This window comes from Paenibacillus sp. FSL P4-0176, assembly GCF_037975265.1.
GTDB classification, from domain to species: domain Bacteria; phylum Bacillota; class Bacilli; order Paenibacillales; family Paenibacillaceae; genus Paenibacillus; species Paenibacillus amylolyticus.
This window is the reverse complement of sequence record NZ_CP150242.1, coordinates 5000441-5013918: the sequence shown is the minus strand read 5'-3', so window position 1 is coordinate 5013918 and position 13478 is coordinate 5000441. Positions and strand designations below refer to the sequence as shown.

Here is a 13478-nt window from a genome sequence, read left to right as displayed (position 1 = left end):
GATTGGGAAACAATTATATATCATGATCTGTTAGCTCAGTTAAATTTAGTAGTACGACCGTGATTGATACATCATAATTATTACAGGGCGATAGCTCAGCGGGAGAGCATTATCTTGACAGGGTAAGGGTCGTGGGTTCGATCCCCACTCGTCCTATATCACGAAAGCCTTGCACAGCAAGGCTTTTTTTATTTTTTAGATAACCGTAGCCGCGCGAAAAATACATGATTGGGGACGGACTGGGGACGGACGAAAAATTTTATCATTTTTGTGATCCTGAGGGGTTAAATTTATTTAGCTTTCCAGCTACTCTAGTCTTTACTTTTTTAGTGGCATGCACATAAATGTCGGATGTTGTGGAAAGCCTAGCGTGTCCCAATCTCCTTTGAATAACAATTAGAATAGAGTCGAAATTAGCCTCTTCTTCATCTTCAAGCAACAAGGTCCCGGAACTATGTCTCAAGCCATGAAACTTAATATATCTTATACCATGCCTTTTACAAAACCTTTTCCACCATCTCGAAGGGTGTTGAAAGTAATAGGGACTTCCGGCGCCGTTATGAAATACGTATTTCCGATCCCCGCCAAGCCACTTATCTTCTAAGAATTCTCTCTCTTCTTGCCACTCTTTTTTATAGCTCAGCAACTCATCCATGTACCAGTCAGGCATGTCTACGTCTCTATAGGAAGCCCTAGATTTCGGTTCTTTTTCAACAGCCTTTCCTTTCAGCGTGAACGGGATGTTGTTCTCGATTCTAATTACACTATTTTCAAACAAAACTTCAGGCCACTCTAATCCAACTAACTCTCCTCTTCGAAACCCTCCCATCATTGACCCTAAGACCAGTAACCTCCACTTTCTCGTTTCTTTATATAATGCATCGACTACTTCTTGCGCTTCCGTTTCGTCATAGTACTGTGGGTTGTCTCTTTGTTTTATTAGTTTTTCTTTTGAATTTTTAGAAACTGGTTTTTTCACCGCCTCAACCGGGTTTTCCTTAATCATTTTCCATTCGACCGCACGAGAAAATATGTTTTTTAACACACGATGGTAGAGGGCTAATGTAGTAGAATCGAGCGGTTCAAGCAGTTTTTCTTTTTGTTTATCACTAAGCGGCTTCTTGCTAGTAGAGGGTTTTCGAACCCCCGGCTTTTCCATCTCACGAAAAAAGGAGATTATTTTCAATGTGTTAATCTGGTCAATTCTGTCATTACCAAACGCAGGTATTAACCTGGATTCGATAATATTGTCATAAACATTTAAGGTTGTTATCGAAAGGTTCTTCGGGTCATGAGCATACTGTTCATGCCACATTTCAATAAAATCAATAAACTTAGTTTTTTCAGGAGCGATGTAAGCGTCTGCCTCTACTTCAATTTTAAATTTTGCCAATTCATTCTCAAGGTAATCGTTTAATCGTTTTGTTGTTTTTAATAGAGCTTCATCTTCAATGGTTATTGTTTTACGAGGGCGGTTACGTAATCCGTCTGCCCTAAAACCCAAATCAACAGTAAGTCTCCACTTGTTTCTGCCTCTTTTCTCAATACTTCCTTTTGCCACTTCATTTCCTCCATCGAGAACATTTGTTCTGTTTTTTTGTATAGTAAACAGCCTTGCGGCCGGAAAGCGCAGGGTTACATATATAAATTATGAAGTTGATGCGGCACACCGCATCTTAATAAATAAGATTCTGACGTTTCTTGTATATCGCGTTCAACATCATAGGTGAGTAATTTTATAGCAAACATATTTGCTTGCCTCTCAAACTTTCCTGTTTCGAAGAACGTATGCTCATCTATCCAAAACTGACTAAGTCCCGGATGTAAGCGATCATGACCCAATTCATGCGCACACACAACACGCTGCCACTCTTCAGATAGCCCGTTATGTATAACAATGAAACGCCTTCGTAACCGTCTGTAATAAAGCCCTCTGGTGCCAGGGTCGAATTCTGCATGTCTTACCATTATGTTAAGACCCTTGGCAATTACAAAAGGATCGTTAGTTTTAAACTTACGAACAAGCTTCTGAATGATGTCGTCCAAAGGAGTCACCTACTCTTTGTCTTTAGGGGCTTCTTTTTTCTTGCGTCCATAAGTCTCTTTATTAAGTTCTTTAGCCTCCCAAAGCAATCCGGTGAGGATATCCATAGCTCTTTGTCGCGTATCGTCTGTAATAGGTACTCCGTCAAATAAAACCGGTTGGTCTTCTTCTAGGATCTTTTTGATATCTGCTAAATCTTTAGTCGTAGCCCAATCAGGTGTATTTGTCTTAGGCATGTCTTCAGACTCTTTTGTGATCTGGTCGAGCTTCACATCAAAATAATCAGCTATCTTTTGAAGTGCAGCTATCTGTGGGTTTTTAGTTCTTCCGTTAAGTATTTGAGTCACGGTGGTGTATGGAATACCAGTGTCTTTTGATAATTTGTATCTACTTATTCCGCGTTCTTTCATAACTGCTTCAATCTTCTCTGAAATACTACTCACCGGAAACAACCTTTCTATTACTCATATTAGGTATAACTCAATGAAGTCATAGTAACTCAAATAAGTTAGATTTGTCAAGAGATATAGAGGAAGAGAGAGAGAATGGTGGATTATATTACTCACACGAGATATAAAAGTGTTGATTATAACTCAAATGAGTAGTATTATGTATCCAGGAGGTGAGATAAGTGGGGAAGGCAATTGAAGAAAACATGCAAAGATTAATTGGAGCCAAAGGGTGGACCGTGTACCGCCTTTCCAAGGAAAGCGGAGTAGCAGTTTCGGCGCTATATAGTATTGGAAAGAAACGACAAGGGCCATATGTAGAAACGTTAATAAAGTTGTCTAACGCTCTTGGTTGTACTGTTGATGACTTGGTAAAAGAGCAAACCTGAGTTGGATTATAACATATTTATACAGAAAGGATGAATACCGTGGACAAGGCGTTGATTGCTTTTGAAAATGTGATCCGAGAGATCGTAACTGAACAGGTTGCTGTTTCGGAAAAAAGAATACGCGAAGAATTATCAGGTCTTATCGATAAAACACTGGATGTTGCAGAAACCGCTGCTCATATCGGTGTTTCCGAGAAACTTATATACCGCATGTGCCAAGAGGGGAGCATCCCGCATGAACGTTATGGAGTGTCCGGGTCTAGAAGACCAGTAATCAAGTTTCGCTTGTCCGACTTGGAAATATGGCGAGCGGAACAAAGATATACAAATTACAGGGGCGGACAAGCGGCGAAGGGGGAAGCGATATGAAACAAATACAAGTAACCAATTACAATCAGCAACGAGTTTTAACTACAGCGCAATTATCTGAATCTTTCGGTGTAGAAAGTGAACGAATAAATAAGAACTTTCATGATAATAAATTCCGCTTCAAAGAAGGAAAGCATTTCTACAAACTGGAGGGCGAATCATTATTGCACTTCCGAAATTCGGAACCGCAAATTCCAGTATCGAATATGACACGCATCCTTTACCTTTGGACGGAAAAGGGAGCATGGATGCACGCAAAGTCATTGAATACAGATCAAGCATGGGATGCATATGAAATGCTAGTAGATGACTACTACAAAGTAAAAGAAGTACAGTATCCAGCACTAAGCGCAGAACTACAGGCAATATTTGCTCTCGATCAGCGGACGCAAGAATTTGACCAACGCCTGAGCCATGTTGAAAACAACACCACAATTAACTTCGGACAGCAACGCCAATTGGCGCAAGCAGGCAATGAGGTGGTTGTATCAGTACTCGGCGGTCCAGATTCGCCAGCATACCGCAGTAATAGCCTACGTGGTAAGACATATTCAGCACTTTGGCGTGATCACAAGGACTATTTCCAAACTAATTCTATGCGTGACACATTGGTCAAGGATTTCGGACGAGCATTGGATAGAGTTTCCGCCTGGCATCCGCAGGGACGTTTGCTCCGAGAAATTGAAGATAAGAACCGCCAAATGGCGTTCATGGGAGGGTGATCAGGATGAATGAGGTAATCACAGAAAACGCCGTTTCGTGGATTTTCCCCGGGGCGGTACCACTACAACAGCTCCAACATTACCGCGAAACGTTGGCAGACAACTTCATCAACTCAGATCTTGAGTATCTCGAAGTGTATGGTATGCAGGCAAACGCGATCATGAGCACAGATTGGCCGAACGAAAACAAATTCCAGTACCTTCAAGTACTTGATGATGTATTCACGGATTTGGCAGACAAGGCAGGTTGCTTATGACGGATGCGCGGTTGCAACAACGGATTGATATGAAACGACGTTTGGACAAACTCTTGCGGTTGCGGCGGGCAGATCCATCCCTGCTCACTTGGTTTGATTGGCAGATAGAAGAATTAGAGGCGGGATTACGCCAGAAAGAGGGACAAGCATGAATCAGAACAAAAAGGATCGTCAGCGCCGGGCACTACGTGCTCAACTGCTTAAAACGTATCACCAGTTAGCTGATGCGGAGGATGTATACAAACAGGCTGATTTCCGGTTGAAAATACTTCGACTTGAGAAGCTGTTAAAGCGAGTAGATAATCCGGTTGATAATCGGGAGTACACAACACAAGGTATGACAGTGGGGCATTGCATGAATTGCGAGGACTCCATATCTCGTTACAACGTTTCGAAAGTGGTTGATAACGGGTCGATGTTTTGCTGTGAAGGATGCCGTGTTCATTACGATGAGTCATGTGGACATAGAAAAGCGGCTGCGTCTCGCGAACGCAACCGCCAATCAAACCATTTCTTCAATTCAATTGCTGTAATCATACCAAATTATCAGCCACTGGGCAAGCGAGGCGGTCAGGAGGCCGTATATGCGACTTGAATTCAATCCCTACCCAAAGTCAAAACAGACTAAAAGCAAGCGAGTGAAGCCAACTCAACGCCAAATGGGTGACATTAGGGATTCGGTAGACAAGCAACTCAAGGAACGATCTCAAGGAATCTGTGAAGCATGCGAAAAGGCTCGGGCCACACAACGCGCTCACCTTACTGGCAGGAAGCAAATTGACCATCGGACTGAAGTATATGATTTAGCACACCTATGTGACGAATGCCATGATTTGCTGGACGAGACCGAGGCGGGTATCCGCTTCCGGCGTCTGGCGGCAACGATCATAAGCGCGGCTTTGAAATAGACGCGGGAAAGGATTTACAACATTATGATGAATCAACTTAAATTCGATACTGGGTTCTTTATGGGACCCAATGAAATCTTTGATGATATAGATACGAAAACGCATGAAAAACTGGTTTACCTCTACTTGTGCCGCTGCGCTAACAACGCAGCTGCCTTCCCAAGTTATAACACGATTGCCGAAAAATGCTCCATGAGTCGCCGGAAGGCCGTTCATTGCATTGAATGGCTGATTGAACGGAAATTGTTAGTCAAGCGAACGCGTCGGAAGGACGGATTAAACGAAAGTAACGTGTACGAAATCTTGAGACCTAGTGCACAGCATGCATCACGGGTAGTGCAGGACATGCACCATGGTAGTGCAGGACATGCACCAGGTGTAGTGCACCACATGCACCAGGGTAGTGCACAGCATGCACCCTATAAAGAACTATCTATAAATAACTATTCTTATAAAGAAGAAGAGAGTCAAGAATCGCCTTCGGCAATTCACGACCCTGCGCCTGAATCTGTTGATTCTTCAAAATCTTCTTCAAGAAAAAGACCTCAATACAGTGAAGAAAGTCCTTACTACAAAATGGCTATCCATTTCAGACACAATGTTGATGGGATGTGTGAGCGAGAAGGACTATCCAACGGAACGGCCAAAGCTAACATGCAGACATGGGCGGATGACTTCCGCCTGCTGGTCGAAAAGGACAAGCAGTCAAACACCGATCAGATATATGCGGTAATGGACTGGGTGGTAAACGACCACTTCTGGAACAGCAACGTCATGAGTGCTAAGAAATTCAGAGAGAAGTACACACGCTTGGTTATCGATATGAACAAATCAAAGAAACCGCGTGCGATTGCTGGTGGCAAGTCGAGTAAACCTGTAATACCTGTTGTTGCTGCAACTCCTTCAGGGCAGGCGGATGAGCCTTCTCAGGATGAGTTCGAAGAGATGATGAGGTTTGCTGAAGAAATGCAGAAAAACAAAGCTGCAGGAGGTGTCTCATGACATTACAAGGCAATCGTGGGATGGGATTTGAAGCAATCATAACGTTATCAAACGATAGATACGACAAATTAGGACTGGCCGTGGTAAACAAGCGGCCTACTCCGGTCAAAGTTGTCAGAGTGGCCGGATCTACAGTGGTTGAAGGATATTACGAAGAACCTTCAACCGTAGACTATGACGGGATCTTGAAAACGGGCCGAGGAATTGCTTTTGAGGCAAAGTCGATAACAAGTCTGGATCGGTTCCAGCTCAAGAATCTTAAGGACCATCAAGTCGAGTACTTGTTGAAAGCTCACAAGATGAACGGAGTATCGTTCCTGCTGGTAGAGTTCCGCAAGCAACATAAGACATATCTACTGCCATATACGGTCCTCAGATTCTTCTGGGACGCTTACAAACGGAAACAAGGGTCAAGTATTCATATCTCGGACTTCGACGTTCACGCCTACGAGGTTCCAGACAAACGGGTACCCGTAGATTACCTATGGGCGGTAGAACGTCACTGGAAGGCGTCAGGGTCATGATTATCACCTGTTATAAGTGTACATCGGACATGAAGGAGATCCGGACGGACTTGTATCGGTGCCCGTTCTGTGGATTTGAAGCACGTCAGTTATCAATGACTCGTGAAATCACTCAAGACGATATCAAGATAGCTGAAGATAACGATATCAGTAAATGGCATGTTATCGAACGGGTGAAACGATACAACTGGGCGATTGAAGATGCGGTCACCGATCCTGTTCGAAAACATGAAAAACACGGTAACTGGCCGGAGATAGCTGAGGCGAACGACATCCCAAGGGCAACCTACTATGCGAGATATTCGAGCGGATGGAGCCACGAACGGGCAGCGACCGAAAAAGTGGATCGAAAGAAAGCGCCAAAATCACGCCGAAAGAGTGGTGTTACAACATGAGCGCAACTGGATGGAGGCAATTTAAAAAGATTGCGACATCTAACAACGTAGAATACAGACTATTCCAACGCAGGGTGTACTCTGGAATGTCTCCAGAAGAAGCGGCTACAATGCGACCTGATCAAAAGCAAACCCCTCAAGACAAGTCAGATTTGACACATCTTCTAGGCCGTAAGATCAAGACCGAGGGACCTATGAGCAGAGCCGAAGCGCTGGAACAAATCGATATTCAAACGGTCACGTATTGCGACCCATGCGAAACCAGGATCCAAATGAATAAGCGCAACGGTAACAACACTTCGAAATTAGAGAGGGTTTGCATAAACGAATGTCCAGTAGGCAAGCAGATACAAGCATTAAGTGAATACCTCACTGTAGGACCTAGAAAACCAGTGCCGGCAGTATGGAATAAATAATTTGGGATAACAGAGGAAGGGAGACAAGACACACAGTGGATGATTACAAAATGAAATCAACAGCAGCTATAGCGGCGATCCTGTCGGCATACACGGATGAGAGCGAACCGGGCGCATGGGTTGCAGCATACAGCGGCGGCAAGGATAGCACCGTGGCGTTTGATTTACTAGTCAAAGCTATGTTGATGCTCAAGCGCAACAACCCGGCATTGCTGACGCGGACGGTGTACCTGACTACAGCAAATACTGGACTGGACTTCGTGACTGATCCTCTCAAGCAATCGGAGCTGGCGAAGATTAAGGCGCTGGTGGAGCGTGAAGGACTGCCGATTGAGATCGTGGAGGTCCAATCGATGCTCGAGAAGAGTTTCATGTATCTCACGATTGGCCGAGGATACCCGCTGCCAAAGTCGCGGATGAACCGCTGGTGCACGGAACGACTCAAGATTGAGCCGAGCCAGAAGGCGCACAAGGATATCAGCCCAGTGCTTACATTGACCGGAGTCCGGTTGTCGGAGTCAGCAGAACGGCGGCGTAACATAGAAGCCCGGCAAGAATCGGAGTACCGCAGTAATACTGAGCTAATGCCGATCGTGAACTTTACCTTGGACGATGTATGGAGCTACTTGGTCCGTGAAGGCATGTCATGGGGCGATGCTGAGGAATTGGGCCAGCTCTACAAGGATGCAACTGGAGAATGTGGATTGCGGCAACGTAAAGCTGGAGCAGATGAGAAGACAGACGATCCATGCGGCGCACGTACAGGCTGCATCATCTGCCCGGTGGTCAAGATTGACAAGAGTTCGCAAGAGTTCGCAAAGTCTCATCCATGGCTACAACCGTACGTTGATCTGCGTAACCTAATGATCGAGATGTACAAAGATCCGCGCAACAAGGCGGGGCGGATGCGCTCAGGAAAGGTTCTTGAGTACGGACAAGGCACATTTACCATCAAGGCTCGCATGGCGCTGTACGAGGCCGTCAAGCAGGCTGAAGCCGACAATGAAGAGTTGGCCCTGAGATACGGAGCAAAGCCGCAAAAACTCATTTACAGCAAGGAATTAGACGATCTCATTCATCATCAATGGAAGATAGATATGAAAGAATACCCGTGGTTAGAAGATGCGGACGAGATCGGAGAGTTTTACGAGACAAAAATTAAAGGACTCACAAACGGCTACCAATTGGTTTGGAATCATCTGTATGAAGAGGATCCGGTAGGTACAGGCCGATGAGCAAACAAGAAATCTATTTACGAATCATTTCAGACATCGGAGAACGCCTAAAACAGATCGCAAAACAGTATGAAGAAACAGGAGACGCAGATGCCATGCACTTAGGCATCATGCAGATATTGTACGGACGAGGATACAAAGAAAAGGGTCTAGGCCCACCAAAGGAGAGATAACACATGAATCAACGTAAACTTGGTCAAATCTATCAAAACAGACAAAGCTTTGCTCCAGCATTGTGGACATTAGTCGGTGAAATTCCAGGCAAGGTAAGTCTACAACATAGAACGGAACCAGCTACACGCCAAGTAGATGTGGAAGAATTCGAAGCTGACTTTGTACAGGTCACAGTTACTGAAACCGATAATCGCAAGCTTCTGCGTGAAATAGGATACAGTTCGCGGCAGCTAGATATGATGTCGGATGAAGATTGTGAAGCGGAAGTAATCGAGATTCCATACAACGCTTAATTTATTGAGGCTACGGCCTCTAACCAAGGAGGGATATACCATGCGCTACCTAAAATGTATTGCCCCATGTAGATATTTCACCGCAGGCGAGTTGTACCCGGTTATCCATGAGACAGACCAAAGCCTAACCTTGATCGACAACAACGAGGAAAGTCACAACTTAACTAAAGGCAGCATGTTCACACAAACGAGTTTTGGAGAGGAAGAACAGTCATGAGTAAGCAGGAAGAAATCAAACAAGCGTTGGCGGCACTGAAACCTTCAACAGAACTATATATGGTGTGGTGCCAACGGGACGGTCTGATGTGTATCACGGAATACGATAAAGCAGCTCAAGAATACGAGGAACAACTTGATGCAATGAAAGACCTAGTTGCTTCCTACGGATCAGAGGAAAATGAACGTGTAGTTTTTGCCCGTATAGAGAAGCAGGCGTATGTAACGATATATGAAACATCTGATCATTCTGATTTAATGGCTGCTTGGGACGACTATGAAAGAGAAGATACCGAAAATGCGGAGTTGTTGCGGCTCCGCAAGGAGCTTGAAGAGGCGCATTACGCACTGAATGCAATTTCAATGGGCGAATGGGCATGTACGTTTGATGAGCAGGGATTGGAAGTGTGGACCACACGACGGATTAACCCTGGACGGATTGCACGTGAAGCACTGGCTTTGGTGGGTCAGGAAGGAGAGGGGAACCAAGAGTGACAGAATAAAAAAAGCACCCTAAGGCGCTTGGATGTCATCTGGCAATCCCGTTTCTGCATATTGATCCAAGTCCGGACGGCGCTTGGTCTTCAGATCGCAAAAAGCTTTACCATCAGCATAAGCGTCGGAATTGCTTTTAGCCTTAGATTTGGATGTGGCAAAAACAATTTCTCTTATCCCAAAATCACCTGTTACCTCAAATGCAAGAATTTTTGGTTCCTCGGGTTTGTGTAAGGCCTTATCGAAAGAGTGCATGATCAGATTAAACGACAAAGCCTTATCGAACTCCGTTTTACCGGATTTATTAATAATATCTTGGACACGCTCCAACAGTTTTAATGCATCATCATGATTTAACTCAATCACTGACATCCCTCCTGATAAAAGCAGTTTCGGCAGAGAGGACGTAAATTCCTGCAAAATACAAACATTTGGTTGAGGCTTGGGCCTCTCCCTACTAAGGAGGATATATAACATGCCAATTATTAAACATGAAGGTCAAACGCAAATTGAATTCGGAACAGGTGACATCAACGTTTCGCCGGGATTGCTCCAACTGGATTATCCCTGCGGTGTGGTTGTTTTCCAACCCAAAGACCCGGGGCCGATTGGAGAACGCCGAAAGAATGAAGTAGTCGTGGCGCCGCCAGCATTGACCCCGGTTCGCATGACTTTTGACAAGGTAGAATCGATTGACGTGGTTATCCGAGCGCTACAAGAAACCAAACGGATGATGCAGGAAGAAACATGGCAATCACTCATGGATCAGGTTAGGGAGGATATATAGATGACACAAACACCAAAAGTCACGGAGGAAAAAGTGTATGCCAAGTTTGTGCATTTCGCTCTGAGCATCATGGACCCAACGGGTGGTGCGATTAACATAGCTCACTTGGCTTCTTGGAATAAGGTTAGCAAGTATCAAATGCGCAAGATTGTCCATTCTTTACGGGATAAGGGCATGGTTGAACTGAAGTGCTTCAACATCCCGTCTGAAGATGAAGTATATCCACCATATTGGGCTTATGTATTGACTGAAAAGGGCAGAGACACAGATTACTTCCGACAGGAAAGCAAGAAACATGATCTGATATTGCAAGAGTGCTTTGGAATTTAAACCGCGTTATTGGCTGTACTGGACTTATAACATAGGAGGGATAGACGTGCTTCAAAAATTAAACCCATTGGATTTGAGTCTGTTGTATACAGATGATCAAAAGAAGTTGGCAGTAGATCTGGAATGTGAACTGGGCGAATTACGCGAACGGGCTACAATTGGCGGATTACTTGAGGTGATTCGTAGGTATCATCAACTTGGTATTTATACGGCAGACGATGACTGGTGCATCCAATTGTTTGAACTGGAGGAGTCGGCTAATGAAGAAATCCCATGTTTATACGAAAACTTTGGTTCTGATCTTATCAAGTTACTGTACGTGACGATGGAGTGGATATACGACAGACTGAATGATAATTAGGCCGTCAGGCCATCGAGACGAACGAATAAACCCAGTGAAACGGGGGCCGTATCAGGTGTTGGTCGGTCTCCCCAAATAGGAGGATATACAAGATGTCTAACAAACACGAACTGAAAGTGTGGCCGCAATACTTCAGACCATTGTGGAAAGGGACGAAAAACTTTGAGGTGCGCCGCAACGATCGTAACTATCAAGTGGGTGACATGCTGGTACTGCTTGAATGGGACGTTGTAAAAGATGAATGGACTGGATCAGGCATTTGCAAACGAGTCACATACATTTTAGACGAACCGGCATTTGTGAAAGAGGGATATATCATCATGGGTCTTGATGAGTGGGCTCCCAAGGAAGGAGCGGAACAATGAAACAGATCAAGGTGAGATGCACAGATCCCTTCCAAGCGTTCAGCGGAACAAATTTGTTGTACGAGGTAAAAGAGGGTGATGAACTGACAGCGGATTTGTATGAGGAAACAGAAGAATACTTTGCGACAGATAGTCAAGGTAGAGAAGTATATGTGGGTTGCTTGGATATGGACGGAAATTTAGTTTTGCAGGACTTCGAGTTGGTTGAGGAAGGAGCGGATAAGCATGAGTAAAGTCGTGACACACAATTTCTACGTAGGCGAGAAGCGAGTGATGTTCTCCGAATGGTACGAACCATTGTCCAAAGAGGCGTTACAGGAACGGGCTTTAATGGCTACTGAACGTGGTTACGGAACGCCTGATACGGTAGTTGACTCCACTGGACGCATGGTGAAATTGGGTGGGGAAGGAGCGGATACAGAATGATACCTTGGCGTAAATACGAAGAGACGGACCGGAGTATCCCGAGTCATGTACCACATTTGGTTTATGACAAGCATAGAGGTGCAACGATTGCGGAACGTTCTAAAAGCTTCTTTCCAGGTAAGCATTACGATTGGATCGGAGTAGGCAGTAATTTGCTCAAAGATGTAACGCACTGGTCGCCCATTAATAAGCCTGGGGAGGAAGAAGCATGAGACAATTCGGATTAACTTATGATGATGCCATTGCAATTCAATCATCACTGTTCGAGGGGTTAAGAGCACAAAACAGGCTATATAAAGCCTTCAGCCATGATCTATCATCTATGGAAAAACGGATCGCAAAGGAAGAAATGAAACGTTCTATGAAAAAGATCGCATATCTCAACAGCTTTACAAAGGCTAAGAGTAAACCGGAGCTTCGAGATATAGGGAAGTTGGTGGTGGAATGAACAACCGTGTAGCAGCCCACTTGGACGCATTAGAAGGAGCGAATGTTTCGGATCTGATTGAATTGCTGAAAGAGAAAGACCAGGCTCTGCAAGAAATCACTGATGTTAACCTCCAGTTGTCATGTGAGCGGGACTTATTCCGGCGCGAAGCCGATCATTATAAAGCGAGATGTGTAAAATTCCAGGTTGATGAGATGCGCCGGCAGAAAGTAGGTGGTCAGGCGTGAGCAAGATGGTTATAGCTAAAACATCGTGGGTATGGACCGCTGAGGCAGTTGAACAGAACAAATATCAAAAGCTTGAAGAGGGAACGCATGTTTGGGATAATTATAAGAAGGAAGCGCCAGCTCGTTGGCTTGAAGAAGGGTTGATCAGAGAGGCTACAGAGGAAGACGCTCCTGTGGGACAAGTAGCATTTGATATTTAGGAAAGGGGCCATATATGGGGGCTGCGGTGTACCAAATGGAATTTTACGAGAGCATAACGAAGGATGAACGGAACGAGGTTAAGTTGTTGCTGAAACGTTATCCCAAGTTGAGCCGGATCGTAACTGAATTGAGAAGCAGACCTGAATTAACACCGAAGCAGCAGGAGCGCTTGAACGATTGGGGCCTTCTGGTTGATGAAATCGACGTTGCTTTTGGTTTGATCATAGATGATGAAGTGCAACTAATTTTTGAACACCGTTATATGAAGGGACTCAAATACTCCAGCACAATAGATCGTTTCTGGGATAAGCACCGTAGAAGTGAAAAGACGATTGACCGCAGAATAGGGCGTGGAGTGGACACAATCGCCGAACACTTGAAGCTTTGCGGCATCGTCGGAAAAAGTGACGGTAGATTGACGGTGATGTGACGGCGGATTGACGCC

At 44.8% G+C, this 13478-nt stretch carries 30 protein-coding genes and 1 tRNA gene; 27 read left to right on the top strand and 4 right to left on the bottom strand.

From position 1 onward, the window contains the following. Positions 1-84: 84 nt before the first annotated feature. Positions 85-156, top strand: a tRNA-Val gene (locus tag MKY95_RS23390). 106 nt (positions 157-262) lie between these two features. Here MKY95_RS23390 and MKY95_RS23385 read toward each other — a convergent pair. From MKY95_RS23385 to MKY95_RS23375, 3 genes are all read right to left on the bottom strand, one after another. After that, positions 263-1561: a tyrosine-type recombinase/integrase gene (locus MKY95_RS23385; RefSeq protein ID WP_339194695.1), complete on the bottom strand. Its 1299-nt coding sequence runs from the start codon at positions 1559-1561 to the stop codon at positions 263-265. 74 nt (positions 1562-1635) lie between these two features. Then, complete coding sequence (locus tag MKY95_RS23380) at positions 1636-2046, bottom strand: ImmA/IrrE family metallo-endopeptidase (RefSeq protein ID WP_339194690.1); 411 nt, start codon at positions 2044-2046, stop codon at positions 1636-1638. Positions 2047-2055: 9 nt separating this feature from the next. Next, positions 2056-2487: a helix-turn-helix transcriptional regulator gene (locus MKY95_RS23375; RefSeq protein WP_339194688.1), complete on the bottom strand. Its 432-nt coding sequence runs from the start codon at positions 2485-2487 to the stop codon at positions 2056-2058. Between the two features lie 188 nt (positions 2488-2675). Between MKY95_RS23375 and MKY95_RS23370 the strand changes: the two genes are divergently transcribed. The 15 genes from MKY95_RS23370 (at position 2676) to MKY95_RS23300 (ending at position 9888) form a co-directional block, all read left to right on the top strand. Then, positions 2676-2882: a helix-turn-helix transcriptional regulator gene (locus MKY95_RS23370; protein ID WP_339194685.1), complete on the top strand. Its 207-nt coding sequence runs from the start codon at positions 2676-2678 to the stop codon at positions 2880-2882. 30 nt (positions 2883-2912) lie between these two features. Then, complete coding sequence (locus MKY95_RS23365) at positions 2913-3251, top strand: helix-turn-helix domain-containing protein (protein ID WP_339194683.1); 339 nt, start codon at positions 2913-2915, stop codon at positions 3249-3251. Continuing rightward, positions 3248-3973 (top strand): ORF6C domain-containing protein, encoded by a 726-nt coding sequence (locus tag MKY95_RS23360; RefSeq protein WP_339194680.1) that lies wholly within the window; start codon positions 3248-3250, stop codon positions 3971-3973. Before MKY95_RS23365 ends, MKY95_RS23360 begins: the two co-directional genes overlap by 4 nt. A gap of 5 nt (positions 3974-3978) precedes the next feature. Beyond that, positions 3979-4230, top strand: coding sequence for a hypothetical protein (locus MKY95_RS23355; RefSeq protein WP_339194678.1), 252 nt, complete (start codon positions 3979-3981; stop codon positions 4228-4230). Beyond that, entirely contained in the window at positions 4227-4382 is a 156-nt protein-coding gene (locus MKY95_RS23350; RefSeq protein WP_339194675.1) for a hypothetical protein, read from the top strand. Before MKY95_RS23355 ends, MKY95_RS23350 begins: the two co-directional genes overlap by 4 nt. Then, on the top strand, positions 4379-4825 hold the full coding sequence (locus tag MKY95_RS23345) for a hypothetical protein (protein ID WP_339194672.1): 447 nt from the start codon (positions 4379-4381) through the stop codon (positions 4823-4825). The genes MKY95_RS23350 and MKY95_RS23345 overlap by 4 nt, the downstream gene beginning before the upstream one ends. 64 nt (positions 4826-4889) lie before the next feature. Further along, positions 4890-5138, top strand: coding sequence for a hypothetical protein (locus tag MKY95_RS23340; protein ID WP_339194669.1), 249 nt, complete (start codon positions 4890-4892; stop codon positions 5136-5138). 24 nt (positions 5139-5162) lie between these two features. Continuing rightward, entirely contained in the window at positions 5163-6140 is a 978-nt protein-coding gene (locus MKY95_RS23335) for a helix-turn-helix domain-containing protein (protein WP_339194666.1), read from the top strand. Then, entirely contained in the window at positions 6137-6664 is a 528-nt protein-coding gene (locus MKY95_RS23330) for a Holliday junction resolvase RecU (protein WP_339194664.1), read from the top strand. Before MKY95_RS23335 ends, MKY95_RS23330 begins: the two co-directional genes overlap by 4 nt. Positions 6665-6693: 29 nt before the next feature. Next, entirely contained in the window at positions 6694-7059 is a 366-nt protein-coding gene (locus MKY95_RS23325; protein ID WP_339194661.1) for a hypothetical protein, read from the top strand. Between the two features lie 451 nt (positions 7060-7510). Further along, positions 7511-8710 carry a phosphoadenosine phosphosulfate reductase family protein gene (locus MKY95_RS23320; RefSeq protein WP_339194659.1) on the top strand — a complete coding sequence of 400 codons (1200 nt, stop codon included), beginning with the start codon at positions 7511-7513 and terminating at the stop codon, positions 8708-8710. Then, positions 8707-8883, top strand: a complete 177-nt coding sequence (locus MKY95_RS23315; RefSeq protein ID WP_339194656.1) for a hypothetical protein — start codon at positions 8707-8709, stop codon at positions 8881-8883. The genes MKY95_RS23320 and MKY95_RS23315 overlap by 4 nt, the downstream gene beginning before the upstream one ends. A gap of 3 nt (positions 8884-8886) precedes the next feature. Beyond that, positions 8887-9177 (top strand): hypothetical protein, encoded by a 291-nt coding sequence (locus MKY95_RS23310; protein WP_339194654.1) that lies wholly within the window; start codon positions 8887-8889, stop codon positions 9175-9177. Between the two features lie 40 nt (positions 9178-9217). Next, positions 9218-9394, top strand: coding sequence for a hypothetical protein (locus tag MKY95_RS23305; RefSeq protein WP_339194651.1), 177 nt, complete (start codon positions 9218-9220; stop codon positions 9392-9394). Then, positions 9391-9888 carry a hypothetical protein gene (locus MKY95_RS23300; RefSeq protein ID WP_339194648.1) on the top strand — a complete coding sequence of 166 codons (498 nt, stop codon included), beginning with the start codon at positions 9391-9393 and terminating at the stop codon, positions 9886-9888. The genes MKY95_RS23305 and MKY95_RS23300 overlap by 4 nt, the downstream gene beginning before the upstream one ends. An 18-nt stretch (positions 9889-9906) precedes the next feature. Here MKY95_RS23300 and MKY95_RS23295 read toward each other — a convergent pair whose 3' ends face one another. Further along, the gene (locus tag MKY95_RS23295) at positions 9907-10254 is read right to left on the bottom strand and encodes a hypothetical protein (protein ID WP_339194646.1); all 348 of its coding nucleotides are present in this window, start codon (positions 10252-10254) and stop codon (positions 9907-9909) included. 109 nt (positions 10255-10363) lie between these two features. Here MKY95_RS23295 and MKY95_RS23290 point away from each other — a divergent pair, with 109 nt between their 5' ends. The 11 genes from MKY95_RS23290 (at position 10364) to MKY95_RS23240 (ending at position 13463) form a co-directional block, all read left to right on the top strand. Beyond that, a complete protein-coding gene (locus MKY95_RS23290) occupies positions 10364-10675 on the top strand; it encodes a hypothetical protein (protein WP_339194643.1) in 312 nt (103 codons plus the stop codon). After that, positions 10676-11005, top strand: coding sequence for a hypothetical protein (locus MKY95_RS23285; RefSeq protein ID WP_339194640.1), 330 nt, complete (start codon positions 10676-10678; stop codon positions 11003-11005). 46 nt (positions 11006-11051) lie between these two features. After that, positions 11052-11366, top strand: a complete 315-nt coding sequence (locus tag MKY95_RS23280) for a hypothetical protein (protein ID WP_339194638.1) — start codon at positions 11052-11054, stop codon at positions 11364-11366. Positions 11367-11458: 92 nt separating this feature from the next. Then, on the top strand, positions 11459-11731 hold the full coding sequence (locus tag MKY95_RS23275; RefSeq protein ID WP_339194636.1) for a DUF3850 domain-containing protein: 273 nt from the start codon (positions 11459-11461) through the stop codon (positions 11729-11731). Continuing rightward, positions 11728-11964 (top strand): hypothetical protein, encoded by a 237-nt coding sequence (locus MKY95_RS23270; RefSeq protein WP_339194634.1) that lies wholly within the window; start codon positions 11728-11730, stop codon positions 11962-11964. Before MKY95_RS23275 ends, MKY95_RS23270 begins: the two co-directional genes overlap by 4 nt. Further along, entirely contained in the window at positions 11957-12157 is a 201-nt protein-coding gene (locus tag MKY95_RS23265) for a hypothetical protein (protein ID WP_339194631.1), read from the top strand. Before MKY95_RS23270 ends, MKY95_RS23265 begins: the two co-directional genes overlap by 8 nt. Beyond that, complete coding sequence (locus MKY95_RS23260; protein WP_339194627.1) at positions 12154-12369, top strand: hypothetical protein; 216 nt, start codon at positions 12154-12156, stop codon at positions 12367-12369. Before MKY95_RS23265 ends, MKY95_RS23260 begins: the two co-directional genes overlap by 4 nt. Beyond that, a complete protein-coding gene (locus MKY95_RS23255) occupies positions 12366-12605 on the top strand; it encodes a hypothetical protein (RefSeq protein WP_339194625.1) in 240 nt (79 codons plus the stop codon). Before MKY95_RS23260 ends, MKY95_RS23255 begins: the two co-directional genes overlap by 4 nt. Beyond that, a complete protein-coding gene (locus MKY95_RS23250; RefSeq protein WP_339194623.1) occupies positions 12602-12832 on the top strand; it encodes a hypothetical protein in 231 nt (76 codons plus the stop codon). The genes MKY95_RS23255 and MKY95_RS23250 overlap by 4 nt, the downstream gene beginning before the upstream one ends. Continuing rightward, positions 12829-13032 (top strand): hypothetical protein, encoded by a 204-nt coding sequence (locus MKY95_RS23245; RefSeq protein WP_339194620.1) that lies wholly within the window; start codon positions 12829-12831, stop codon positions 13030-13032. The genes MKY95_RS23250 and MKY95_RS23245 overlap by 4 nt, the downstream gene beginning before the upstream one ends. A gap of 14 nt (positions 13033-13046) precedes the next feature. Further along, a complete protein-coding gene (locus tag MKY95_RS23240) occupies positions 13047-13463 on the top strand; it encodes a hypothetical protein (RefSeq protein ID WP_339194618.1) in 417 nt (138 codons plus the stop codon). Positions 13464-13478 lie beyond the last annotated feature (15 nt).